Origin of the sequence: Aestuariibius insulae (assembly GCF_040783535.2) — a bacterium.
Taxonomy (GTDB): Bacteria; Pseudomonadota; Alphaproteobacteria; order Rhodobacterales; family Rhodobacteraceae; genus Aestuariibius; species Aestuariibius insulae.
This window is the reverse complement of record NZ_JBFONW020000002.1, coordinates 370,102-392,905: the sequence shown is the minus strand read 5'-3', so window position 1 is coordinate 392,905 and position 22,804 is coordinate 370,102. Positions and strand designations below refer to the sequence as shown.

The following is a 22,804-nucleotide window of genomic DNA, read 5'->3' as shown; positions in this document are numbered from 1 at the left end:
AGTCAAGCTGCGTAAACCAGCGCGGTCCTCCGCCATGTCGCATCCCCTTTTTCACTTTTCTCTTTAAGGCGAATCTAGGAAAAGAAAGAAGGACTTCGCCGTGTATATGACCTTGGGTCAATCCGCCGAAGAATGTGTTGGTATCAGATGCGTCGTGATCTCGGTCTATCGCTCGCATTTTGTGTAGGAGTACGATCGAATGCCCAAGCTATTGCACCTTCAGTGCAGCGTCGCTCTCGCCTGTCTTGCCCTTTCCCCGCTTAACCCGACAACCCCTGCTGCAATCGCCAGCAGCATCCAGGTGTCTCCGGAGTCGGTTGGCACACAGATCGATGTCGCCGGTCGCCAGCGCATGTTGTCCCAGCGGATGGCGAAGTCCTTTTGCTACGCGGTCTCGGGGATCGACGAGGATCGGAGTATCGCAACCCTCGATGCAGCGCGGGACCTGTATCGACGCTCCCATGTCGCGCTTCGCCGTGGCGATGCCGAACTTGGTCTCTTTGAAGAGAATGACCCCAAGGTAAACGATGTCTGGAGCGCGGTGGATCTGCGCTGGATCAGAACCGACGCCGCGATCAACGACGCTCTCGCAGCCGAAAGCGTGACCGACGAAATGATGGCTGTTGTTGTCAAAGAAACCGGATCGATGCTCGGCCTGAACAACGATTTGGTCACAGAACTCAGAACCGCATATACGCGATATATCGGATCTTCGGACGGCTTTCAGAATACGCTGCTGATCGATTTTTATGGCCGTCAGCGCATGTTGTCGCAAAAGTTGGCAAAAGAGGTTTGCGTCGTCGCCCAGGGATACGATGTCCCGGATGCGCGCGACGCTCTGATCGAGACCCTGGAGATCTTTGAAACCTCGCTGACCGCCTTCATCGACGGGATGCAGGCCGCAGGGATCCCACCAGCCCCCACGTCTCAGATCCGCGACCAGCTCTTGACCGCCAAAAGCCATTGGGATCCAGCCAAACCTGTGGTCGAGGCCGTTCTGGCCGAAACCGACGTGCCTGACGAGGATCTTGCCAGGTTCGACGCCTCGATGGACGAGTTTCTCGTCGAAATGAACAAAGCGGTAGGGATGCTTGTCGACCATACAGCCTTAAGCGACCAGTGATCCCGGCGCGTCGGGCAGGATCACTTTAGCGTATTGCCAGAACCGCCAACTTTCCGATCCGGTTGATTACCAGCGTCGAGCAGTCTCGGATCAAAGACAATCCCGTGTAAATCGACGAACCGCAAGAGCTTCGACTTGAATCAGCAGAGAAGCTCGAAAAGCCTAGCAACTTTCCAATGTGTAACCGTAAAGGTCTGCTAGGAGCCCTAACTGACAGATGCTGCGGGTCGCATGAATGTCCGCATCGGAATGTATTGATCTATCGGCCGGATGCGGCGGTCGAACGGAGAACCGCAGAACAATGATTTGCGATTTTCTCCGCGGCTTCCTCCGGATTTAACTTGGTAACGTTCAATCGAAGAGTGTTAGGTAAGTCACCGCCGCGCAGCGGCTCTGATGAAGCGTGATTGCGTCGCGCGACCTCTGCACCCTGCAGCTTTCCTTTGCCCTTCCGCTCTGGTGACTGAATTCGCTTCATGTTTTCCTCTAAGTCGCAGGCGATGTGAACCACCACTAATGGCGGACGTTGGATGCTTCGCTCCTCGAACCTTTGCCATTCTTCTATGGCCCATTCCGTCTCGCCAGTCAGGACTGTGGTGAAGATTACTGGGATATCGGAGGGCAAGGCTGCAATGAGGTCGTCCGCTATTTCTTGGACGCGTCGCGCTGTTTCTCGAAATTCAGGAGTACGAAATTCTGTCAAGGCGAATGCGAGGTTGTAGAGTGTGTGTATATCGACAAGGCGCGCCCTCAAGCGCTTTACAAGTTCTCGCCCGATGGTCAGTTTACCAACGCCAGGATAGCCGTTCAGAACAATAATCATTTATCAAATGTACTGCTTGTTTTGGGATTTGGCCATTTAACAAAAGCGGCCTTTGGAGCAGCAGCAGCGAAAGCTCACTAAGTCCAATCGCCCGCCCCCTCACGAAATCGACTGGATCGCGGTAAACCCCTCAAACACCGGAGCCCCTTCATAAAGCTTTTTGCTTTGCCCAGCATCTTTATGTGCCGCGCGGAAGGCCTCGCTCTTGGTCCAGCCGGCGAAGTGATCCTCGCTCTCCCAGACGGTGTGCGAGGAATACAGGATCCGCCCATCCGTCTCGGGACCCTTGAGCATGTGGAACTCGACAAAGCCCGGGAGACCCTTGAGGTGACTGTCGCGGCCCAGCCACAGGTCCTCGAACGCCTCGGCATTGTCTGACGGGACGGTAAAGCGGTTCATGGCGATATACATCTAGCGGCCTCCAAGCCTATGGGGTCGGCGCCGTCCGCTACCATCCGGCATGGAGCGCAGTTCAGCGGTTCCGATCGATACCCGCCTAAAATAGTCGGAAAAGGAGGGTTTGGAAATAGCCCTACTCGGCGTCGCCGCCATGCCCCTCTCGCCATCCCGCCTCAACTCGCCTATCTCTGCCCCATGGCCAACAAACCAACCAAGAACAGCTCCGGACGCGGGCAGCGGGATCTTAAGACCAAGGTCAAGACCGCCCGCGGGCGCAAGCTCTCCTCGACGCTGTGGCTTCAGCGGCAGCTCAACGATCCGTATGTCAAACGCGCCAATGCCGAAGGCTACCGGGGCAGGGCGGCCTACAAGATCCTCGAACTGGACGACAAGGTCGGCTTCCTCATCCCCGGCGCGCGCGTCGTCGATCTGGGCTGCGCGCCCGGCGGCTGGTGCCAGGTTGCCGTCCGCCGCGTCAACGCGCTTGGCGAGAGGCCCAAGAAGCCGCAAGGCACCGTCCTCGGCATCGATCTGCAAGAGGTCGAGCCAATCCCCGGCGCCGAGATCCACCAGCTCGATTTCATGGAAGACGACGCCGACCAGAAGGTGAAAGACTGGCTCAACGGACAAGCCGATGTCGTCATGTCCGACATGGCTGCCTCCGCCTCGGGACACAAGCAGACCGACCACATGCGCATCATCGCGCTCTGCGAGGCGGCCGCCTATTTCGCCTTCGACACGCTCACCGAAGGCGGCACCTTCGTCGCCAAGGTTCTGGCAGGCGGCGCCGAAGGCGACCTGCAGAAACTGCTCAAGCAGAAGTTCACCAAGGTCGCCAATATCAAGCCGCCCGCCTCGCGCTCGGACAGCTCGGAAAAGTTCGTGGTGGCCACCGGATTCCGCGGCTAACCTCCCGCCAAAGACAGGGAGGCTTCCACATGACCCACATCCTCGCCATCGACCAGGGTACCACCTCGTCGCGCGCCATCCTCTTTAATGAGACCCGCCAGGTCAAAGCCATGGCGCAGGAGGAGTTCCCCCAGCATTTCCCCCGCTCCGGCTGGGTCGAACACGATCCCGCCGATATCTGGTCCACCACCGCCTCCACCTGCCGCGGCGCCATCGAACGCGCCGGGATTGGCCCCGAGGACATCGCCGCCATCGGCATCACCAACCAGCGCGAGACCACGCTCGTCTGGGACCGCGAGACCGGCCAGCCGATCCACAACGCGATCGTCTGGCAGGACCGCCGCACCTCCGCCTTCTGCGACGAGCTGCGCGAGGAGGGCTTCGAGCCCCAGATCACCCACCGCACCGGCCTGCTCGCCGATCCCTACTTCTCCGGCACCAAGGCCCGTTACATCCTGAAAAATGTGGACGGCGCCCTGCAAAAGGCCAAGGACGGCAAGCTCGCCTTCGGCACGGTCGACAGCTACCTCATCTGGAAGCTCACCGGCGGCGCCTCCCACGTCACCGACGCCACCAATGCCGCCCGCACCATGCTCTACAACATCCGCGAGGGCCGCTGGGACGCCACGATCTGCGAGCGCCTCGGCATCCCGCTCTCCATGCTGCCCGAGGTCAAGGACAGCGCCGCCCGCTTCGGCACCACCCGCGCCGATCTCTTCGGGCGTGAGATCCCGATCCTCGGCGTCGCGGGCGATCAGCAGGCCGCCACCCTCGGCCAGGCCTGTTTCAAACCCGGCATGCTCAAATCCACCTACGGCACCGGCTGCTTCGCGCTCCTCAACACCGGGGGCACCCTCGTCGCCAGCCAGAACCGCCTGCTCGGCACCATCGCCTACCAGCTCAACGGCAAACCCACCTATGCCCTCGAAGGCGCCATCTTCATCGCCGGCGCCGTTGTCCAGTGGCTCCGCGACGGGCTCAGGATCATCCGCGACGCCGCCGAGACCCAGCCGCTCGCCGAGACCGCCGACCGGACCCAGGAGCTCTACCTCGTCCCCGCCTTCACCGGCCTCGGCGCGCCCTACTGGGATGCCGAGGCGCGCGGGGCCATCTACGGGCTCACCCGCAATTCCGGCCCGGCCGAGCTGGCCCGCGCCGCCCTCGAAAGCGTCGGCTTCCAGACCCGCGACCTGCTCGAGGCGATGCAGGCCGACTGGCAGACCGATGGCGGCCCCGAGGTCCTGCGCGTCGACGGAGGCATGACGGCCTCCGACTGGACCATGCAGTTCCTCGCCGACATCACCGGAGCTCCCGCCGACCGCCCCGTCATCCGCGAAACGACTGCCTTGGGAGCGGCCTGGCTCGCCGGCATGCAAGCGGACCTCTACCCTGGCCCCGACGCCTTCGCCGAGCAATGGCAACAAGACAAACGCTTCGAGCCCGCCATGGACGAGGCCACAAGAGAGCGCCGCTACGCCGGCTGGAAAGACGCGGTAGGGCGGACGCTGACGGAGCGCGCGCCCTAACCCGGACCCACCCCGCGCCGCTGGCTACGTCAACTGCCCTCGGACCCGCCTCCCGAGCACCACCCCCGCCGAGCCCTGACCCCAGCCCACATCCCGAAACCGCCTTGGCTGCGCCGCGACCCCAGCCCATCTCCCCACGCCGCCCCGGCCTTGAGCCGGGGCCTCGATTTCAATGCGCGTTTCTTGATATTTAGTAGCAGCAGCGCAATCCTTGAGTCAGACGTGTTTTTCAAGGATATCAAAAACTATCGAGAATCGATCAAAATCAGCAGCGGTACCATTTTCACATAGCCAGTTGCAAAGGTTCCTCTTTTCATCTTTGTTAACTGACCACTCTTCAAGAGTTCTAGATTCTACCCCACGAATGGTAGTGCTTGAAGCAGCTGCGTGGTCAATAAATTCCACCCTGTGCTGCCGAGCCTTCCTTATTGTTTCTGTAGTAAAAAGATTCTCAATTCCTTTATCTATAATGGACTCCTGCTTCGGGATTGTTTTTTGCAGGGCTCGTCCAGATCTATTATTCTTGTAATTTACGTCGCAATCATATAATAATAAGACGGTTTGAGCTATATTTGTCCATCTTTCGTGCTGCATGTTTTTCCATATCTTATCTAGACCCTTAAAGCCATTACCATCCAAAATTTCGAACTTTTCTAAAACCTCAGTCTTATTAAGCCGCTCAGCTGCCTTTTTTATGTAATCGATATCTATCGCGCCTTCAACGATAAGAAGAGGTTGAGTGGCTTCTGAGATTCTTCTATTGAAATCTACCTCGAAGCGTTTTGTTCTAGATAGATATTGGAATGCCTTATCGAATTGAGAAAATCGCTCAACACCAATTTTTCTTCCACTAGGAAAATCAACCAACGTAAAGTTATCTTCACCGAAAAGTTTGTCCATGCCGAGGGGAAACAATGGCGAATGAGCTGACACGATGAACTGAATCTTTGGAAAGAGACTTATAAGATTTGGAAGAATGTCATGTTGAAGGTCTGCGTGAAGGTGCGCATCTACCTCATCAATCACCACAATGCCTTGCATATCATGCATAGATTTAGGGATGCCGCTTCCATCGGCGTAGCGTAATATTGTCGCAAAGATCCCAAATAACATCGATTGTCCAGAAGAAAACGCGTCTAAGCTTGGTAGTAGTACCTCATCACGATCGACTACCATTAACTTCCTAGTGCCAGCATATCTTCCAGTCCGAACCAGCCTCGCATTTGGTCTACCAAGTATCTTCCCTAGGAGAGAATTTATATTGGATAATGCGACGTAATTCCGAGTGGCCCTTCTTATTGCAATAGCTTGCTCGTTGGGCTCCATAAACATTGCAGCACTATCAATCATCTGATCAAATAGTACATCAACGAGCCAAGGGCGAATCTCATTAAGGCTTGATTGAACTAAGATAGGCTGTCGAAGAAGATTCTCATATCGATCAACAAAAAGAGAATCGTCTATTTTCTCATTATTAATAGACCAGTACGGCGATTCCGCTCTATTTGTTGGAAAGCTTACATAGCAGCCATCCCAGAATATCCTCTCAATTTCGTCTTCTGCACCATTAACAATTTTATGGCTGCCTTCCTTTGTCCAGTTAGGAGCTTGCGGAAAATCTATAAGTTTTTCCTGAATATCATCTTTCTCGAGCTGGCCGCATTTGCTCAAGTACGTTAAGTGATGTGTGCCTTCTTCAAATCGAATAAGGGCTAATTCATACTGGCTACCTGTCCGAACAGTTGCGCTGCCAATTACGCGATACCATACATGACCTCCGCGATCATTCCTAGGTGCGACATCAATAAATTTTTTGACTGCAATTTCAATTAGGGCATCAGTCATGAAGGCTAAAAAGTTAGACTTTCCTGATCCATTGACTCCAACAATTACCATCGGCTTTGGTGCGCCGGTGTTATTAAATTCGAATGCCAAGTTTAGATCTGCTAGTGGGCCACTGTTGATGATGAGAGTGTTTTTGACGTACATTTTGGACCCTAGCTCGTTTTCATCTAAAAATGTTTAGTACATTGCGGGCTTGCAACGGAAGGAAGTTTGGCATCTTACTAACGTCTTGGCCTAGACACGCCCCGAAGAAGCCTCCCATCAGCCAGAGACAGGCATCTCCGACGATTCCTACCGAAAGAATCGACCCCTCGGCACCCCAAACCGCAACATCCCCAAACCCACAACAAACCCACCTCACCCACACCCATTGTCCACAGCTCACACCCCCCGAAGCAACGGGCGGAGCCTTAACCTCCCCAACTTGCGTGAATCCACCGACCAGATACTGACGCGATACCGACCGGATACCGCACCCCCGATTTCGCCCGTTAACCAGAGCTGTCCGGGCCGTCCTCTCAGATCAGCCCCATCGCCAGACGCGCCGCGCCGACCGACGCTTCCGTCTGCTCCGCGCGCAGCACCGGACGCCCCAGGACCCGCGCCCGCATCTCGGTCCAGACCGGGTTCGCCGCCCCGCCGCCCGCCGTGAAAACGCGCGCCACAGAGGGCCCGCCGAGCCGTTCGATCGCGCCATAGCACTCTGCCTCGATCCGCGCGATCCCCTCGAAAATCCCTTTCAGGAACAAGGCGTTATCCTCAGGCCGGGGCGTCATCCGAGGCGCCAGATCCGGATCGTTCACCGGAAACCGCTCCCCTGGCGCCGTCAGCGGATAGTAATCCAGACCGCTCTGCGTCCCCGAATCGATCTGCTTGCTCAGCGCCGCGATCTCCTCCGGCGTGAAGTGCTCCAAAAGCACCCCTCCGCCCGTATTCGACGCCCCGCCGACCAGCCACATCTCGCCCAGCCGGTGCGAATAAAGCCCCAGCTCCGCCGCCTCAATTCGCTTTGAAGTCAACACCTTAACCACCAAAGTGGTCCCCAGAGACGTCACCCCGTCCCCCACATCCCGCGCTCCCGACGCAAGGAATGCGGCGATGCTGTCGGTTGTCCCCGCATGGAACATCAGCTCCGGCGACAACCCGAACCGCGCCGCAACCTCCTGATCTATAAGCGAAACCTCGGCGCCCGCCGGATGAACCTCGGGCAGCATCTCTGCCGAAATCCCCAGCTCCGAGAACCAGTCCGGCCAGCACTCGCCCTCCACATCATAGCCGGTCTTCAGCGCATTGTTCTGATCCGAGATCCCGCCCTTGCGCGTCAGCTGCGCCAGAACGAAATCCGCCTGATGCATCAACCACTTAGCGCCCTCGGCTTGTCCATGAAGCCGCAAGAACCTGGCCAGGGCAGACGCGCTTCCACGCCCGATATGCCCCTCCGGAGCCACTGCGGCAATCTGCCCCGCTTCAGCGTCAAACCCTTTGGAATTATACAACAATCCCTGCGTCACCGGCGCCAGATCTGCACCCGTTAGCACTATACTCCCCGACGTGCCATCAATCGCAGCCCGCCGAATCGCCCGCGGATCAACCCCCTCCTCACGCAACCCCGCAACCTGCCGCTCCAGACACTGCGCCACAGCGGCCCACCAATCTTCGGCCCGGACCTCATCACCAGCTCGCGCCACATGCGCCGCTCGCGCGGTCGACACCACGCGCGCCTGATCGTCCAGGACGGCCGTGCGCACGCCTGAGGTGCCGATATCGATGCCCAAGGCATAGCTCATGCCGGTCCCCGCGCGGCCAATGCCTGCCGGTACTTTTCGGCATCCCAGTCGAGCAATTCCGCCTCAGCCTCAGCTCCGATCGGAGAGACCGCCCAAGCCGGATCCAGCCGCGCCAGAACATCCGCAAGACAGATCAGCATGGCCCGCTGCGACGACGTCGCATCCTTGCGCAGCGCCACGCCTTGCCCCTTCAGAACGGCAACCGGCGCGTCCGCCATCGGCGCGCGGGGCAGGCCTGGTCCCAGAAACACCACGTGATCGGGATAAAGCGAGCCGGAACAGGCCAGATCGCGCAGCCGCGCCTCCAGCGCCAGCCGTCCCACCTCCGGCACCCAGATGAACTCATCTGGAGGTGCCGCAACAGGCATGTCCGCTGTCATCCCAAGGGCAGGGCGCGTCAATCGCCGTTCGACCTCGTCCATCAGATCGGCCACCTCGCCGGGCTCCGATCCGCAGCAGATCAGACCGTGATTGCCCAGAACGATGACCTGCGTCTCGGCGCTGACGGTCTGTGCAATCTGCGCAGTCAGCGGCAGGCCGGGTTTGGCATAGGGCACAAAGGCGACGGGCAAATCCCTCAGAAGATCCCGTGCGATCTGCAGCCCGTCCGGCGAGATCGCATGCGCAATCGTCGCCACCGAATGGGTATGGGCCACGACATCCCAGTCGAGCATCGCATGAAACGTCGTCTCGATCGAGGGTCGCAGACCGGTCTGCCCGATCACCGCCGCCTTGCAGGTGCCGTCACCGGCGCCGTGCGCCTCGGCCAAGGCTGCTGCCCGGTTCACCGGGACGAAGACGTCGCGCTCGAGCGCTTGGCCCAGCTCCATCCCTGAGGCTTTGATCCACATCACCTCCCCGATCTTGATCGAGGTGTTCCCCCCGGGGCCCTGAATGCGCAGAGGGTCGGCTCCCCATTTCGCGGAATAGGACACAAAATCGGAAGGAAGCGCGCCCGCCGTCATGCAACCACCTCGATCATGTAATCGGGCGGAGGATACCCGCTTTCAGCCACAAGCAGATCGAGATCGCCGAGCGGATCATCGGACCGAAACGACGCCGCATGGAGCCCGCCCAGCACCAGAGCAGACTGCCAGCCCGCGCCGGTTGCGCCCGCGATATCGTGTTCCAGCGAGTCGCCGACCATAAGGATCCGCCTCGGTGGACAGTCCAGCACCCGCTCGAGCGCACTATAGACCGGACGATGGGGTTTTCCGTAAAAGACGACCTCGCCGCCACGCTCGCGATAGTCATGCGCAACCGCACCGGGAGAGGGGACAATCCGCCCGTCGGCCCGAGGCGAACCTCGATCGGGGTTCGAGCAGTAAAGCGTCAGCCCTGACTGCCGTGCCTTGTCGATCTTGCGCTGCTGAGCGATCGTCGCCCCATCTTCGGGAAGGCCCATCAGCAGAACCGCGTCGGCCTCTTCAACGCGGTCGGTCAGGGTCAATCGCAGGCCTTCGGCCCATCGCTCCGCATCGCCATCCGATCCAGTAATAGCCAGAACCTTCTCGGCCTCGATCCGCCCGGCCTCGAAATCCTGCCACAACGCCTCGCCAGAGGTCATCACTGCCATAAACAGCGCAGGCGGATAGCCCATCGCCTCCATCCGCGCGGCGTTCAGATCCGCGCGCTTTCCCGAATTCGACAGCACCGCCAAGGGCAGATCTAACTTCGCCAACGCGTCCGGCACACCCAGATAGGGCGCGCTGCCATCATGCAGCACGCCCCATTGATCCAGAACGATCGCATCGATCTGATCGGTGATCTCGGACAGGCTGCGGATCAGCCGTGTCATCAGGCGTCTAGCGCGGCTCGTCGGGCTTGGGCGCCTCGAGACCGGCCAAATATCCCTCGACCTCCTCCGGGGCCAGCGCAGACGCCGTCTTATCCGATGTCCCGGCCGGCATATCCCCGAAATAGAAGGCAAAGCCCGGGATATGCTTGCGCCGCTCGCGCAGCTTCATGCCCTCGAACGGATAGACCTCGTGATCGCCGCAAGCCTTGTCGTGACAGGCGAGGATGTAATCCGCCCGCTTGTCAATCTCCTCGACCGACTGCCAGCCATCGACCGAATTGACGAACCGCGCTGGCACCCAGTAGCGCCACTTCTCTTCCTCGTTGGGCTCAAGGTTGCGCGCCTGAAAGATCGCGTCCCCCGCCACCACGATATCACCCGCCGAGGTCGTCACCGTCACGGCCATATGCCCGACCGAATGGCCCGGCGTGTGGAACATGGTGATGCCCGGGAAGACCTCCGTCTCCTCGTCGATCAGCTCGAAGGCGCAGCCCGCATAGGCCGGCTCGATCCCGAGGATCGGGCTTTCGTAGGTGCGATAGTAAAGGGGCAGGGGATTGTAGGCCATCACCATCTCCTTGCGCGGCGCGATGTAGCGCGCGTTCGGAAATTCGCGCATATTCTGCACGTGGTCCCAATGCAGATGCGTGAAGATGATCGCGTCGATCTCCTCGGGCTGCACGCCCAGCTTCTCGGGCAGGTGCTTATGCACTTCGGTGCAGCCGCGCTTTTCGCATTTATGGTGGTACTTGGTGGCGCGCGGCTCGTCGCACAGGCCCGTATCGATCAGGATTTTATGCTCGCCGGTATCGACGTAATAGCAATAACAGGGGTTCCAGATCTTCTGGCCCGCCGGGCCCTTCCAGAAAATATAGGTACCAAGGTCGGCCTCGAGCCAGCCAGTATTGATCGGATAAATCTTGGTGTCAGCGATTCCCATCGAGGGCCCTCCAGGTCAATTCCCGGAGATTTGTATACAGAAAATACCCTCTGTCTACAGTGAAACCGCTACAGGCCCAAAATTGCGGGGTCAGCCCCTCAATTCGCCGCCAGAACTCGCAGAAAGCTCGCCGCCATATGCTGGCGCATACCTTCGGCGGCGATGTTGGAGTTGGCGGAAAAGATCTTTTCGAGCAGATCGTCATGGCTCTCGGCAGAGGCAACCAGATCCCCGGCATCCGCGAACTTCTTGGCGCGGAACGGACCGGTCCGGCGCCGGAAATCCGCCGCGATCTCGAAGATGTAGGGGTTTTCGATCGCACGATAGATGGAAAGGTGGAACTCCTCGTTCGCGCGCAGATAGCGGGGCAGGTCGCCCGCCTCTGCCGCCGCCTTGCATTCGGCCTGCGCCACCTCGATCTGCGAGCGCGCCAAAAGCGTCAGCCGTTGCGAGGCAAGCCTTGCACATAAGGCTTCTATCTCGTGCATGGCCTCGAACATCTGGGCCAGTTCCTCGCGGGAATACTGCGCGACCCGCATCCCGCGACCCTCGCCGCTTTCCAGAACGCCCTGCGCTGCAAGTCGGCTCAGCGCCTCGCGGATCGGGGTACGAGAGACGCCGAACCGCTCGGCCAGCCGGGTCTCGTCCAGCCGCTCTCCCGCGGCGATCCCGCCTGCCGCGATCTCCTCGAGCAAGGCGGCCTCGACACGGTGCGCGGCCGATCCGCGCGGCGGTTTTTCTGACCCGTCCACCAGTCATTCCTTCCAAGATCAGCCTTACCCATATCAGCAGAACCGGCGGAAACCAAATGTAATCCACCTTTATGGATATTTTGCGTTGCTTTTGCATACAAACTATGCGCTCTTTTCGCGAGACGTGAGGGAGACAGGGGATCTATGCCCGAGATCAGGCTGGAAAATCTGCGCAAGGATTATGGCGCGGTCACTGTGATCGAGGATCTCAACCTCTCGATGGAGGATGGAGAATTCACGGTCCTTGTCGGCCCCTCGGGCTGCGGTAAATCCACGACCCTGCGCATGATCGCGGGGCTCGAGGTGGTCACCGAGGGCCGCATCATGATCGGCGACCGCGACGTCTCCCGGCTCGAGCCGAAAGAGCGGGACCTGGCGATGGTCTTTCAGGACTACGCGCTCTATCCCCATATGAACGTTGCAAAAAACATGTCCTTCGCGCTGCGCCTCGCACGCTATCACAAGGACGAGATCCACAAGCGCGTCAGCGAAACCGCCGAGATCCTCGGCCTGACCGACCACCTTCAGCGCAAACCGGCGGAGCTCTCGGGCGGCCAGCGCCAGCGCGTTGCCATGGGCCGCGCTCTCGTGCGCGATGCGGGCACGTTCCTCTTTGACGAGCCGCTTTCGAACCTCGACGCCAAGCTGCGCGGCCAGATGCGCGGCGAGCTGGCGTTGATGTCCCAGCGCATCAACAAGAACATGATCTACGTCACCCACGACCAGGTCGAGGCGATGACACTCGGCGACCGCATCGTGGTGATGAAATTCGGCAAGATCATGCAGGCCGGCACCCCCGAAGAGCTGTACCGCAAGCCGCAGAACAAGTTCGTCGCGGGCTTCATCGGCTCGCCGCCGATGAACTTTCTTCCCGCAGAGCTGCGCGATCACGGCGGCACGCTCCATGTCGAAGGGCAGGGGTTCTCTGTTCCGCTTTCGGCAGAACGTAGCGCGAGCCTGAAAAGCTATACCAACCAGAACGTCCATCTGGGCGTGCGCCCCAGCGGCTTTGTCGAATCCGATGCGCCCGGCGCCATCGAAATGCCGATTGTCCTATCGGAATATATCGGCGCGCAATCCGTTCTTATCTCCGAACTCGGCGGCCAGCAGGTCACGATCGAGCTCAATTCGCTCGAACCCGTCCGCATCGGAGAGACCCGTCACTTCACGATCGAACGCGAGGAACTGCACCTCTTCGATCCACAAACCGAGGCCGCGCTGTGACGCGTCTCACGCCAAAACCATCTGGGAGGATGACATGACTTTGACCTTCAAAACCTGCGCGGCCGCCCTGGCCGCCAGCGTCTCGCTCGGCTCTATCGCCGCGGCCCAGGACGTGCCCGCGCCCTATCAGCCCTATGCCGGAACCACGCTCGTCGTGAACTTCCCGGCCCACCCGCATTACAACGCGGCGATGAAGGTGCTGCCCGAATTTACCGAACAGACCGGCATCGAGGTCGAGGTCGACCAGCTGCAATATCTCAAAATGCGCGAGCGCCAGACGCTGGAGCTGACTAAGGACGAGGGCGATTACGACCTCATCTCCTACGTCGTCTTCTCCAAGGCTGACTATGTCTTTGCCGACCAGCTGGAGAATCTGGCTCGCTACTTCATGAACCCCAAACTGGCCGATCCGAACTATGATGCGGCCGACCTCATCGACGGCTACGTCCAGAATATCGGCGTCGCGGGCGGTCAGAAGGGCTATCTGCCGGGACCGACCGGATCGCTTTACGGCATCCCCTTCGGCTCCGAGACCTCCGTTCTGGGCTACCGCACGGACATCTTCGAAAAGCACGGGCTCGAAGTGCCCGAGACCTATGACGCGCTTCTGGAACTGGCCTGCCAGATCCCCGAGCTTGAGCCGGGCATGGGCGGTCTCGCCTCCCGCGCGGCCTCGGGTCACCAGGCGAGCCACGCCTTCCTTTTGCACCTGAACCCTCTGGGCGGCGGCATCTTCGATGACGCCTGGGAGCCGATCGTCAACAACGAAGCAGGCGTCGAGGCGGCTAACGCGCTGAAATCCATCGTCGATTGCGGCATCGAAGGCAGCCAGACCTTCGGCCCGTCCGAAGCTGCCGCGGCCTTCGCGCAAGGGGACTACGCCATGTTCCTCGACAGCATCGCCTTCGCCGCGACATTCGAGGACGAGACCAACAGCCAAGTCGTCGGCAATGTCGGCTGGGCGCTCCACCCCGAAGGCGTCAAGCGCGCCTCCCAGACCGGCGGCTTCGGCATCGCCATCCCCAAGAACGCCCAGAACAAGGAAGCGGCGTTTCTCCTGATGCAGTGGCTGACCTCGAAAGAGGCCGACCTGATGATCGCTATGGAAGGCGGCAACCCCTCGCGCTTCTCGACCTACGAGAACGCAGAGCTGAATGCCAAATATCCCTACGCGGCGACCTTCGGCGAAGCGCTGCAATATGCCGACCCCGACTGGCGCCCGATCATCCCCACCTGGGGCAAGATCAACGCCGATCTGGGCACCACGCTCAGCCAGATCATCACCGAGGATCTGGACGTGCAAGAAGGCCTTGACGGCGTCGCCGAACGCAGCCGCGCCATCATGGACGAGGCTGGCTACTACACCTGGAACTAAACCAAACGGGCAGGGCGGCCTCGTCGCCCTGCCATCCCCCGCCTGCCTGATGGGATGCCCATGAAAACCGCGCTCGCCAACCGGATGACGCCCTACCTCTTCCTGGCGCCCGCCGGGATCGTCCTGGTGGCGGCGCTTCTCTATCCGATCGGCTACATGATCTATGCGAGCTTTCTGGACTGGAACCCTAGCCAGCGCATCGGAGAGGCCGACTGGGTCGGTCTGCGCAACTACGTCAACCTTCTGGGCGACGCCGCCTTCCGCGAAAGCTTCGGGGTCACGATCAAATTCGCCGCCATCGTCGTCACGCTCGAGATGGTCCTCGGCGTCGGCCTCGCGCTCCTGCTCGACCGCAACCTGCGCGGCATGTCGATCCTGCGCACGCTCTTCATTCTGCCGATGATGATCGCCCCCATCGTGGTGGGCCTGATGTGGCGCTACATGTACCACCCCACCGTCGGCATCTTTAACCGCACGCTCGAAAACATCGGCCTGAGCTCGGTTCCCTGGCTCTCGGACGGGGGCTGGGCCTTCACATCGATCATCATCGCCGATGTCTGGCAGTGGACGCCCTTCATCTTCATCCTCTCGCTCGCCGCGCTGCAATCGCTGCCGCAATCGGCGATCGAAGCCAGCCGCATCGACGGGGCAAGCCCGTGGCAGACGATCCTCTACGTCAAGCTGCCGCTGATGATGCCCGTCCTGATCGTCACAGCCCTCCTGCGCCTGATCGACGCCTTCAAGGTGCTCGAGGTGATCCTCGTTCTGACGAATGGCGGCCCGGGTTTGTCGACCGAGATCCTGTCGCTCCGCATCGCCCGAACGGCCTCCGAATTCCGCGAGCTTGGCGTGGCCGCAGCCATGTCGAACTTCCTGCTTATCCTGCTGCTGGTCCTGACCGTGGCGATGTATCTCTACGGCAAGGCGGCCGAGCTGCGCGCGGCCCGCCTGCGCGCCGCCGCCGAGGAGGCCGCATGACCCAGGACCGCCAGAACCCCGCCTTCTACGCGCTGCTGACCGTGCTGATCCTCATGGCGATCGGCCCGATCCTGATGATGCTCATCACGTCGCTCAAGCTGAACGTGGACATCATGTCGGACACGTCGGGCCTGATCTTCATGCCGACGATCCGCAATTACGAAACCGCGCTCTGCGACATGCTCTGGTACGAGCCGGCCCATGTCGACCGCTGCGATCCGACCTTCGGCCGCGCGCTCGTCAATTCGCTGATCATCTCGATCATCTCGACCGCGCTGACGCTTATCATCGGCACGATGGCCGCCTATGCGCTGGTCCGCTTCCGCTTTATGGGCCGCGATACCGTATCGCTCACGACGCTGATGATGCGCATGGTCCCGCCCGCCGTCCTGCTCGTCCCGGTCTTCGGGATCTGGACCTTCCAGTTCGGCATCGACGGAACGCGCGCCGGGATCATCCTGATCTATGTCGCAATGAACCTGCCATTCGTGATCTGGATCTTACAGAGTTTCATTGTACAGGTGCCGATCCAGTTGGAAGAGGCCGCGCGCATGGATGGCGCCGGCCCCTTCCAGGTCTTCTTCCTCGTCGTCCTGCCGCTCATCAAGCCGGGATTGGCTGCCGCCTCGATCTTCACCTTCCGCATCGCCTGGAACGAGTTCCTGCTGGCCAACGCGCTTGCCGATCGCAGCACCCGCACGGTGCCCGTGACCATCGTCAACAGCCTGACCGAGTTCGAGATCGACTGGGGCGTGATCATGGCGACAGGCATGCTGCTCGCGATCCCGCCGATCCTCTTCACGCTCGTCGCCTCGCGCCAGATCATCACCGGAATGACCGCAGGAGCGGTCAAGGGCTGATGAGCGTTCTGCTGCTGGCCACCTATGATACCAAGCTGGAAGAGGCCGAGTATCTCATGGATGCGCTCACGGCCCTCGGCGTGCCGACAGAGCGCTGCGATATCTCGCTTAGGGCCGAGGGAGAGCATTGGTCCGGCGACGACAAGATCGCCGCGATGGAGCGTGCCGCGGCAGGCGCGCTCGACTGGATCCAGACCGCCCCACAGGAGGGCCGCCGCATGATCGCGGCCATCGGTGGCGGCACCGGCGGGCAGATTGCCCTTCGTGTCCTGCGCGAGATGCCCATCGAAATGCCGAAGGTCCTTGTCTCCACGCTGCCCTTCGATCCGCGTTACGCGCTGGCCGACAATGCAATCATCCTCGTGCCCACCATGGCCGATCTGTCGGGCCTCAATGCCACGGTGCGCCAGGCGCTCGACCGGGCCGCTGCCATCCTGCGCGGTCTCTACGATGCCAGCCTGCCCACCGGTCCCGCCAGCATCCAGCCCTCCATCGGCATCACCGCCCTCGGCGTCACCGGTCCGGGCACGGATGTTCTCATCAAGGATCTTCAAGCCGCCGGGGAAGAGCCGACCGTCTTTCATGCCAACGGCTTTGGCGGTGCGGCCTTCGCTCGGTGGTGCGGGGCAGGGGCCTTCAAGGCCGTCATCGACTACACCCCGCACGAGCTGACCCGCCTCCACGTGGCGGGCGTCCATACCGCCATGCCAACGCGTTTCACCGCCTATAAGGACCTGCCGCGCGTGATCCTGACCGGCGGCGTGAACTTCATCGGCGTGGGAGAGCCGCATCTGATGCCCGACGCCTATCGCGCCCGGCCCCACTATAGCCACTCGCCGCTTTTCACCCATGTCAAATGCACCGCCGACGAGGCGGTCCATTGCGCCACGATCCTCGCCGCGGCCCTGTCGGAAGGCACCGGCCCGCGCCGGGTCGTCATCCCCATGGGCGGCTTCTCTCACGAGGACCGCCCCGGCGGCGCTCTCGAGGATGCCGATCTGCGCCGCATCTTCGCCGATACGCTCGATGCCGCCCTCGGCGATCCCGTCGAACGGATCGACGCTCATATCAACGATCCCGCCTGCGCCCATCACGCGGCACAGGCCCTGTCCGATCTCATGGCAAAGGAACCCGCATGACCGCTCTCGACCCCAACGATATCGAAGCCAAGAAGGACGCCCTCATCTGGTCCGCCCGCCGCTGCTTCGATCTTGGCCTTCAGACCAATGCGGGCGGTAATCTCTCGATCCGGCTCAGCGGGGCGGATGCCATCGTCATCAAGCCCTCTGGCGTCGGCTTTGCCGAATGCACCCGCGACAATCTTCAGGTCGTGCATCTGGATGGCACGATCGAGCCGTCCTCCTTCAAGCCGTCCAAGGATCTCGACTTCCATCTCGATCTCTACCGGATCCGGCCCGACATCAACGCCATCGTCCATTGTCACAGCCCCTGGGCGACCGGCTTTGCCAGCGCGGGTCTCGAAATCCCCTGCCTGACCGTCCAGACTATTGAAAAGATCGGACGCATGCCTCTGATCCCGCTCTCCGCCAATGGCGGCCCTCAGACCGAGGTCGAGATCAGCCCGGTCTTCAAGGACCCTTCCATCCGCGCCGCCGTCCTCGCCAATCACGGCACCATCGGGGTGGGGCCGACACTCACCAAGGCGCAGTATCTGGCCGAGATCATCGAAGAGACCGCGCATATCGCTTTCGTCCGTGACACGCTCATGGCCGCCCACGGCAAGACCCAGGCCGACCTGCCGCAATACGGCACCGCTGCCGAAGCGCGCGCAGGCTGAACCCCGTTGCGCGGGGCTTTCGGCGTGCGCTGTGTTAATGCGGGGTCATGCCGAAAATCCACCGACCAGATACCGACGTAATACCGACGGGATACCGAACTGCCAAAATGTCGCAGCTCGGCCCCGTTAACGTCTAGGCCACTGGCAGGGCGCATCCTGCGACATCGCGCAGTTCGTCCGCAGCTGCGGCGCCGGTCGAGCGGATCTAATTGTGATGGGTAAACAATGCCTTATGGCGGAGAGACAGGGATTCGAACCCTGGGTGGGCTTGCACCCACAACGGTTTTCGAGACCGCCCCGTTCGACCACTCCGGCACCTCTCCGCGAAGGATCGTGCCGCGCGGCATAAAAGAGCAACCCCTAAGGTGCAACCGATTCTTGCCGACCCCTTTCACGTCTGCGTTTGAAACATTGGCTAACCGCCCGCAATCCCTTACATATCTGGCCAACACGCTCCCAAGGAGATTGCCATGATCCGCCATTTGACAGCTCTTGCCTTCGCATTCGGCACATCCACCGCCGCCTCTGCCCAATCGGTTCAGATGCAGCTCTACGAGATGCTCGACCTGCCGCAAGTCGTTGAAATCGCTCGCCTCGAAGGGCTCGACGTGGCCGAGGATATGGGCGAAACCCTCTTCGCAGGTGGCCCCAGCACCAGCTGGGACGCCCAGGTCGGCCGCATCTACACCCTCGATCCCATGATCGAAACCGTCCGCACCAATTTCACCGAGAACCTGTCCGACGAAGACGCGCAGATCCTCCTTGATTTCTTCGCCTCAGAGCCGGGCCAGACCATCGTCTCACTCGAGCTTGGAGCCCGCCGCGCGATGCTTGATGACGAGATCGAGGAGGCCAGCAAAAACGCGGCATCCGAGATGGCTGCCGAAAATGGCGAGATATATCAGTTAGTTGACCAGTTCATCTCGACCAATGATTTGATCGACAGCAATGTGGCGGGCGCGCTCAATTCCAGCCTCGCCTTCTTCCGCGGCCTTGCCGACGGCGGGGATCCCTCCGCCATGATGGGCGAGCAGGAAATGCTCGCTTCCGTCTGGAGCCAGGAGGGCGAGATCCGTGCCGACATGACCGAATGGATCTATTCCTTCCTCCTGATGGCGTACCAACCGCTCGAGGAAGAGGATCTCGAAGCCTATATCGCGCTCAGCGAAACCGACGCCGGATCTGCCCTCAATGGCGCGATCTTTGCCGCCTTCGAACCGCTCTTCGAACAGACATCTTATGCCCTGGGACGTGCTGCGGCGCAGGCCATCACAAGTCAGGATATCTGACCCGCGAACGGGGCTTGACAGACCCATCCCTTGCCCCGATAAGCCGCAGGGCCTCGCAAAGCGGGGCCTTTCGCGTTTTGCGATATGATCAACGAACGCCCTAGAACGGGCGCGCTGTCCGAGGGTGATCCAATCAGGATCGCGAATACCGCTCAAAGCGGAACCCGAGAGACGCGGGATATGAAGGAAAAATAGATGTTTGCGGTTCTCAAAACCGGCGGCAAGCAATATCGGGTTTCCAGCGGCGACGTGCTTCGCGTGGAAAAGATTGCTGCCGATGCGGGCGAAAAAGTGCAGTTCAATGATGTTCTCATGATCGGCTCCACGATCGGCACTCCCCTCGTTAAAGGTGCTGGCGTGCAGGCTGAGGTGATCGAGCAGATCAAGGGCGAGAAGGTCATCCACTTCGTCAAGCGCCGCCGGAAGCATGGCTCCAAGCGCACCAAGGGCCATCGCCAGCAGCTCACGCTTTTGCGCGTTACCGATCTGCTCGAGAACGGCGCCGACAAGTCCGGCGTCAAGGCCGCGATCGGTGCCGGCATTGCAGGCTGGACTGGCGTGAAGTCCGACAAGGGCGATTACGCGGGCAACCGCGGCGAGCAGTCCGAGATGAAAGCGCGTGTCGCGACCGGCAAGGCCAAGGAAAAGGTCGCGGCCAAGACCGAGACCGCCGAAGCTGGCCCGACTTCCAAGCCTGGTAACCTGCTGACTGAAGCGCGCGACGGCAAGGCCGATGATCTCAAGAAGATCTCCGGCGTCGGCCCCGCTTTGGAGAAGAAGCTGCACGCCAATGGCGTCTTCCACTTCGACCAGATCATGGCCTGGGGCCCTGAAGAGGTCGCTTATATGGATGATCAGCTGTCCTTCAAAGGACGCATCGAACGTGATAACTGGATCGCGCAGGCAACCGAATACGCCGCCGCATCCAAAGACTGAGGATAAAGACCAATGGCACATAAAAAAGCAGGCGGTAGCTCCCGTAACGGCCGCGACTCCGCAGGTCGGCGTCTTGGCGTCAAGAAGTTCGGCGGCGAATCCGTGGTTCCCGGCAACATCATCATGCGTCAGCGCGGCACCAAGATGTGGCCGGGCGAGGGCGTCGGCATGGGCCGCGATCATACGATCTTTGCGACCGTGGAGGGCAACGTGTCCTTCGCCAAAGGTCTAAAGGGTCGCACCTTCATTTCCGTCCTTCCAGCCCAGGAGGCCGCGGAATAAGCCGAAACCATAAGGTTTAGACAAAACCAGGGATCGGCTCACCAAGGGCCGGTCCTTTTCTTTTTCTGACATAGAAAAATCAGGGTCCGGTCCATCAAAGCGCAAGAAACTGCGCATCAATCCAAGAGGAATGAATGGACTAGTACAATGACTGTCACCGGACGCGATCTGATCGACCTCGGCTTCGAGCAGGGCAAGGCCCTTGCTGGCGCTCTGGCTTACGTGAATGCCAACGGGATCGAGGGCGATGCCCTCGTCGCATGGGCGGCTGCCAACAAGCCCGCGCCCCGCATCGTCCTGCAGGATGCCCCCGCAATCCGCTTCAACCTCGAGGCGGAGACCGAGCTGGAGCAGGAGAATGTCGACAAGGTCCGGCAGAGCATGGACGTGCTGATGCGCACGCCCACCTTGCGTGCAGGCGCCGTTATGCCCGATGCCTGTCCGGCCGGACCTGATGGGACGATCCCCGTCGGCGGTGTCGTCGCGGCCCAGAACGCGATCCATCCCGGGATGCATTCGGCCGACATCTGCTGTTCGGTGATGATCACCGAATTTGAAAATGCTGAGCCGAAGGACATTCTCGACGCGGTCCATCAGGCAACACATTTCGGCCCTGGCGGCCGCCCGAATGGCATGCGCTACACGATGTCGCCCGATCTCTACGACGCCTTCCGGGCGAACGGGTATCTGCGCGACAAGAAGATCCTTCAGGCCGCTCAGGAGCATCTGGGCACGCAAGGCGACGGAAACCATTTCGCCTTCGTTGGCCGCTCCAAGGCGAACGGAACGACCTGTCTCGTCACGCATCACGGCTCTCGCGGGCCGGGGGCGGGTCTCTACAAGCTTGGCATGAAAGACGCCGAGCGCTTCCGCAAGGAGCTGTCGACAGGCGTGCTTAAGCAGAACGCCTGGATCCCGGCGGACAGTCCCGAAGGCGAGGCTTATTGGGACGCCCTCCAGCTGATCCGTAAGTGGACGAAGGCCAACCATAACTGCTTGCACGCGGCCACCGCGCGGATTGCGAATGCCGATATGAAAGATCGGTTTTGGAACGAACACAACTTCGTCTTCCGCAAAGGCGATCTCTACTGGCACGCCAAAGGCGCGACCCCGATCGATGACGAGATGCTGCCCGATACCGGCGGCATTCAGATCGTGCCGCTGAACATGGCAGAGCCGGTTCTGCTGATCCGGTCCAATCCGACCGAGGTGAACCTCGGCTTCGCGCCCCATGGGGCAGGGCGGAACTACTCCCGTTCCGCGCATAAGCGTGCCATGGGCGGGCGAACCGAGGCGGAGATCTTCGCCGAGGAAACAAACGGCCTCGACGTGCGCTTCTACAGCGGCAATGTCGACATCTCCGAATTGCCCTCGGCCTACAAGCCTGCGGCAACCGTGCGCGATCAGATGGCCCGCTACAAGCTGGCCGATGTTGTCGACGAGATCGAACCCTACGGCTCAATCATGGCGGGCGACTGGGAGCGGGACGCGCCGTGGCGCAAGAAGGCCCAGGCCAAGCACGCGGCCCGGGCGCGGCTCGAAGACGAGGCAAGAAGGCGGTGAGCGTCGCGCTCACCCCTTTGATGGTGTTCGCGGCCTCTCAGGTCGCGACACCCGGTCCCGCCAATATGATTCTTCTGGCCACCGGCGCGCGCTTCGGCCTGCGCCGGGCGGTGCCGTTCGTGGCCGGTGTGGCCTTGGGCAAGCAGCTGATCATCTGGCCCGCAGGTTTTGGCCTGCTGGCTTTGGCTGAGCAGGCGCCGTTTGTCTTCGCAGCGCTCAAATGGGCGTCGCTGGCCTATATCCTCTGGCTCGCCTGGCGAATTGCGGGAACGCGCCTGAGCCCCGGGCAGGCAGATGACGCGCCACCTAGCTTCATCGCGGGTCTGATCGTCCATCCCCTGAACCCGAAGGCATGGGCAATGATCATAGGCATTTTCACGAACTTTATCCCGCAAGGCACAACGCCTCTGCTAGGAACCGCCGTGGTAGCCGCTGCGCTTCTGATCGTTCAATTGATCTTCCATCCGCTCTGGACCTTCGCTGGAGAAACCGTCGCGCGGGTCATCGCGGGCCGCCCCGCCGAGCGATGGCTGATGGCTGCCCTTGCCCTTCTGACGCTGGCCAGCGTCGTCTACGCCCTGATCGGGAGTGTGTGAT

22 protein-coding genes and 1 tRNA gene are annotated in these 22,804 nt (G+C 60.8%); 14 read left to right on the top strand and 9 right to left on the bottom strand.

Annotated features, from left to right (window positions below; all coding sequences use genetic code 11):
* Positions 1-199 precede the first annotated feature (199 nt).
* Entirely contained in the window at positions 200-1,123 is a 924-nt protein-coding gene (locus AAD018_RS08230; protein WP_367315014.1) for a type IV pili methyl-accepting chemotaxis transducer N-terminal domain-containing protein, read from the top strand.
* 259 nt (positions 1,124-1,382) lie between these two features.
* On the opposite strand, the gene AAD018_RS08225 is transcribed toward AAD018_RS08230, so the two are convergent.
* A complete protein-coding gene (locus AAD018_RS08225; protein ID WP_367315013.1) occupies positions 1,383-1,946 on the bottom strand; it encodes an AAA family ATPase in 564 nt (187 codons plus the stop codon).
* A 99-nt stretch (positions 1,947-2,045) separates the two neighbouring features.
* Positions 2,046-2,357: an antibiotic biosynthesis monooxygenase family protein gene (locus tag AAD018_RS08220; protein ID WP_367315012.1), complete on the bottom strand. Its 312-nt coding sequence runs from the start codon at positions 2,355-2,357 to the stop codon at positions 2,046-2,048.
* A 183-nt stretch (positions 2,358-2,540) separates the two neighbouring features.
* Between AAD018_RS08220 and AAD018_RS08215 the strand changes: the two genes are divergently transcribed.
* A complete protein-coding gene (locus AAD018_RS08215) occupies positions 2,541-3,254 on the top strand; it encodes an RlmE family RNA methyltransferase (RefSeq protein WP_367315011.1) in 714 nt (237 codons plus the stop codon).
* A gap of 29 nt (positions 3,255-3,283) precedes the next feature.
* Positions 3,284-4,780 carry a glycerol kinase GlpK gene (glpK, locus tag AAD018_RS08210; RefSeq protein WP_367315010.1) on the top strand — a complete coding sequence of 499 codons (1,497 nt, stop codon included), beginning with the start codon at positions 3,284-3,286 and terminating at the stop codon, positions 4,778-4,780.
* Positions 4,781-4,996: 216 nt separating this feature from the next.
* Here glpK and AAD018_RS08205 read toward each other — a convergent pair whose 3' ends face one another.
* From AAD018_RS08205 to AAD018_RS08180, 6 genes are all read right to left on the bottom strand, one after another.
* Complete coding sequence (locus AAD018_RS08205; RefSeq protein WP_367315009.1) at positions 4,997-6,769, bottom strand: AAA family ATPase; 1,773 nt, start codon at positions 6,767-6,769, stop codon at positions 4,997-4,999.
* A gap of 374 nt (positions 6,770-7,143) precedes the next feature.
* Positions 7,144-8,412, bottom strand: a complete 1,269-nt coding sequence (locus tag AAD018_RS08200) for an FGGY-family carbohydrate kinase (RefSeq protein ID WP_367315008.1) — start codon at positions 8,410-8,412, stop codon at positions 7,144-7,146.
* Positions 8,409-9,377 (bottom strand): class II aldolase/adducin family protein, encoded by a 969-nt coding sequence (locus tag AAD018_RS08195; protein ID WP_367315007.1) that lies wholly within the window; start codon positions 9,375-9,377, stop codon positions 8,409-8,411. The genes AAD018_RS08200 and AAD018_RS08195 overlap by 4 nt, the downstream gene beginning before the upstream one ends.
* Positions 9,374-10,210, bottom strand: a complete 837-nt coding sequence (locus AAD018_RS08190; protein ID WP_367315006.1) for a TIGR01459 family HAD-type hydrolase — start codon at positions 10,208-10,210, stop codon at positions 9,374-9,376. The genes AAD018_RS08195 and AAD018_RS08190 overlap by 4 nt, the downstream gene beginning before the upstream one ends.
* Before the next feature lie 7 nt (positions 10,211-10,217).
* Entirely contained in the window at positions 10,218-11,150 is a 933-nt protein-coding gene (locus AAD018_RS08185) for an N-acyl homoserine lactonase family protein (RefSeq protein ID WP_367315005.1), read from the bottom strand.
* Positions 11,151-11,248: 98 nt separating this feature from the next.
* On the bottom strand, positions 11,249-11,902 hold the full coding sequence (locus AAD018_RS08180) for a GntR family transcriptional regulator (protein WP_367315004.1): 654 nt from the start codon (positions 11,900-11,902) through the stop codon (positions 11,249-11,251).
* A gap of 144 nt (positions 11,903-12,046) precedes the next feature.
* Between AAD018_RS08180 and AAD018_RS08175 the strand changes: the two genes are divergently transcribed.
* The 6 genes from AAD018_RS08175 to AAD018_RS08150 are packed head-to-tail and all read left to right on the top strand — an operon-like array spanning position 12,047 to position 18,137.
* Complete coding sequence (locus AAD018_RS08175) at positions 12,047-13,126, top strand: ABC transporter ATP-binding protein (protein ID WP_367315003.1); 1,080 nt, start codon at positions 12,047-12,049, stop codon at positions 13,124-13,126.
* A gap of 34 nt (positions 13,127-13,160) precedes the next feature.
* Positions 13,161-14,501 carry an extracellular solute-binding protein gene (locus AAD018_RS08170; protein ID WP_367315002.1) on the top strand — a complete coding sequence of 447 codons (1,341 nt, stop codon included), beginning with the start codon at positions 13,161-13,163 and terminating at the stop codon, positions 14,499-14,501.
* A 60-nt stretch (positions 14,502-14,561) separates the two neighbouring features.
* A complete protein-coding gene (locus AAD018_RS08165) occupies positions 14,562-15,479 on the top strand; it encodes a carbohydrate ABC transporter permease (protein WP_367315001.1) in 918 nt (305 codons plus the stop codon).
* Positions 15,476-16,339: a carbohydrate ABC transporter permease gene (locus AAD018_RS08160; protein WP_367315000.1), complete on the top strand. Its 864-nt coding sequence runs from the start codon at positions 15,476-15,478 to the stop codon at positions 16,337-16,339. Before AAD018_RS08165 ends, AAD018_RS08160 begins: the two co-directional genes overlap by 4 nt.
* Positions 16,339-17,478, top strand: coding sequence for a Tm-1-like ATP-binding domain-containing protein (locus tag AAD018_RS08155; RefSeq protein ID WP_367314999.1), 1,140 nt, complete (start codon positions 16,339-16,341; stop codon positions 17,476-17,478). The genes AAD018_RS08160 and AAD018_RS08155 overlap by 1 nt, the downstream gene beginning before the upstream one ends.
* Entirely contained in the window at positions 17,475-18,137 is a 663-nt protein-coding gene (locus tag AAD018_RS08150; RefSeq protein WP_367314998.1) for a class II aldolase/adducin family protein, read from the top strand. Before AAD018_RS08155 ends, AAD018_RS08150 begins: the two co-directional genes overlap by 4 nt.
* Before the next feature lie 233 nt (positions 18,138-18,370).
* Here the strand turns inward: AAD018_RS08150 and AAD018_RS08145 are convergent.
* Positions 18,371-18,460 (bottom strand) — tRNA-Ser (locus AAD018_RS08145).
* A gap of 147 nt (positions 18,461-18,607) precedes the next feature.
* Here AAD018_RS08145 and AAD018_RS08140 point away from each other — a divergent pair.
* The 5 genes from AAD018_RS08140 (at position 18,608) to AAD018_RS08120 (ending at position 22,803) form a co-directional block, all read left to right on the top strand.
* The gene (locus AAD018_RS08140) at positions 18,608-19,426 is read left to right on the top strand and encodes a DUF2059 domain-containing protein (RefSeq protein ID WP_367314997.1); all 819 of its coding nucleotides are present in this window, start codon (positions 18,608-18,610) and stop codon (positions 19,424-19,426) included.
* Positions 19,427-19,621: 195 nt separating this feature from the next.
* Positions 19,622-20,362 (top strand): 50S ribosomal protein L21, encoded by a 741-nt coding sequence (locus AAD018_RS08135; protein ID WP_367314996.1) that lies wholly within the window; start codon positions 19,622-19,624, stop codon positions 20,360-20,362.
* 12 nt (positions 20,363-20,374) lie between these two features.
* Positions 20,375-20,644 carry a 50S ribosomal protein L27 gene (gene rpmA / locus AAD018_RS08130; RefSeq protein ID WP_367314995.1) on the top strand — a complete coding sequence of 90 codons (270 nt, stop codon included), beginning with the start codon at positions 20,375-20,377 and terminating at the stop codon, positions 20,642-20,644.
* Positions 20,645-20,791: 147 nt separating this feature from the next.
* Entirely contained in the window at positions 20,792-22,207 is a 1,416-nt protein-coding gene (locus AAD018_RS08125; protein WP_367314994.1) for an RtcB family protein, read from the top strand.
* A complete protein-coding gene (locus AAD018_RS08120) occupies positions 22,204-22,803 on the top strand; it encodes a LysE family translocator (RefSeq protein WP_367314993.1) in 600 nt (199 codons plus the stop codon). The genes AAD018_RS08125 and AAD018_RS08120 overlap by 4 nt, the downstream gene beginning before the upstream one ends.
* Position 22,804 lies beyond the last annotated feature (1 nt).

What these genes read in the sequence shown, in the direction of transcription:
- AAD018_RS08230 (WP_367315014.1), top strand. Translation starts at nt 200, where the DNA reads ATGCCCAAGCTATTGCACCTTCAGTGCAGCGTCGCTCTCGCCTGTCTT.
- AAD018_RS08225 (WP_367315013.1), bottom strand. Translation starts at nt 1,946, where the DNA reads ATGATTATTGTTCTGAACGGCTATCCTGGCGTTGGTAAACTGACCATC.
- AAD018_RS08220 (WP_367315012.1), bottom strand. Translation starts at nt 2,357, where the DNA reads ATGTATATCGCCATGAACCGCTTTACCGTCCCGTCAGACAATGCCGAG.
- AAD018_RS08215 (WP_367315011.1), top strand. Translation starts at nt 2,541, where the DNA reads ATGGCCAACAAACCAACCAAGAACAGCTCCGGACGCGGGCAGCGGGAT.
- glpK (WP_367315010.1), top strand. Translation starts at nt 3,284, where the DNA reads ATGACCCACATCCTCGCCATCGACCAGGGTACCACCTCGTCGCGCGCC.
- AAD018_RS08205 (WP_367315009.1), bottom strand. Translation starts at nt 6,769, where the DNA reads ATGTACGTCAAAAACACTCTCATCATCAACAGTGGCCCACTAGCAGAT.
- AAD018_RS08200 (WP_367315008.1), bottom strand. Translation starts at nt 8,412, where the DNA reads ATGAGCTATGCCTTGGGCATCGATATCGGCACCTCAGGCGTGCGCACG.
- AAD018_RS08195 (WP_367315007.1), bottom strand. Translation starts at nt 9,377, where the DNA reads ATGACGGCGGGCGCGCTTCCTTCCGATTTTGTGTCCTATTCCGCGAAA.
- AAD018_RS08190 (WP_367315006.1), bottom strand. Translation starts at nt 10,210, where the DNA reads ATGACACGGCTGATCCGCAGCCTGTCCGAGATCACCGATCAGATCGAT.
- AAD018_RS08185 (WP_367315005.1), bottom strand. Translation starts at nt 11,150, where the DNA reads ATGGGAATCGCTGACACCAAGATTTATCCGATCAATACTGGCTGGCTC.
- AAD018_RS08175 (WP_367315003.1), top strand. Translation starts at nt 12,047, where the DNA reads ATGCCCGAGATCAGGCTGGAAAATCTGCGCAAGGATTATGGCGCGGTC.
- AAD018_RS08170 (WP_367315002.1), top strand. Translation starts at nt 13,161, where the DNA reads ATGACTTTGACCTTCAAAACCTGCGCGGCCGCCCTGGCCGCCAGCGTC.
- AAD018_RS08165 (WP_367315001.1), top strand. Translation starts at nt 14,562, where the DNA reads ATGAAAACCGCGCTCGCCAACCGGATGACGCCCTACCTCTTCCTGGCG.
- AAD018_RS08160 (WP_367315000.1), top strand. Translation starts at nt 15,476, where the DNA reads ATGACCCAGGACCGCCAGAACCCCGCCTTCTACGCGCTGCTGACCGTG.
- AAD018_RS08155 (WP_367314999.1), top strand. Translation starts at nt 16,339, where the DNA reads ATGAGCGTTCTGCTGCTGGCCACCTATGATACCAAGCTGGAAGAGGCC.
- AAD018_RS08150 (WP_367314998.1), top strand. Translation starts at nt 17,475, where the DNA reads ATGACCGCTCTCGACCCCAACGATATCGAAGCCAAGAAGGACGCCCTC.
- AAD018_RS08140 (WP_367314997.1), top strand. Translation starts at nt 18,608, where the DNA reads ATGATCCGCCATTTGACAGCTCTTGCCTTCGCATTCGGCACATCCACC.
- AAD018_RS08135 (WP_367314996.1), top strand. Translation starts at nt 19,622, where the DNA reads ATGTTTGCGGTTCTCAAAACCGGCGGCAAGCAATATCGGGTTTCCAGC.
- rpmA (WP_367314995.1), top strand. Translation starts at nt 20,375, where the DNA reads ATGGCACATAAAAAAGCAGGCGGTAGCTCCCGTAACGGCCGCGACTCC.
- AAD018_RS08125 (WP_367314994.1), top strand. Translation starts at nt 20,792, where the DNA reads ATGACTGTCACCGGACGCGATCTGATCGACCTCGGCTTCGAGCAGGGC.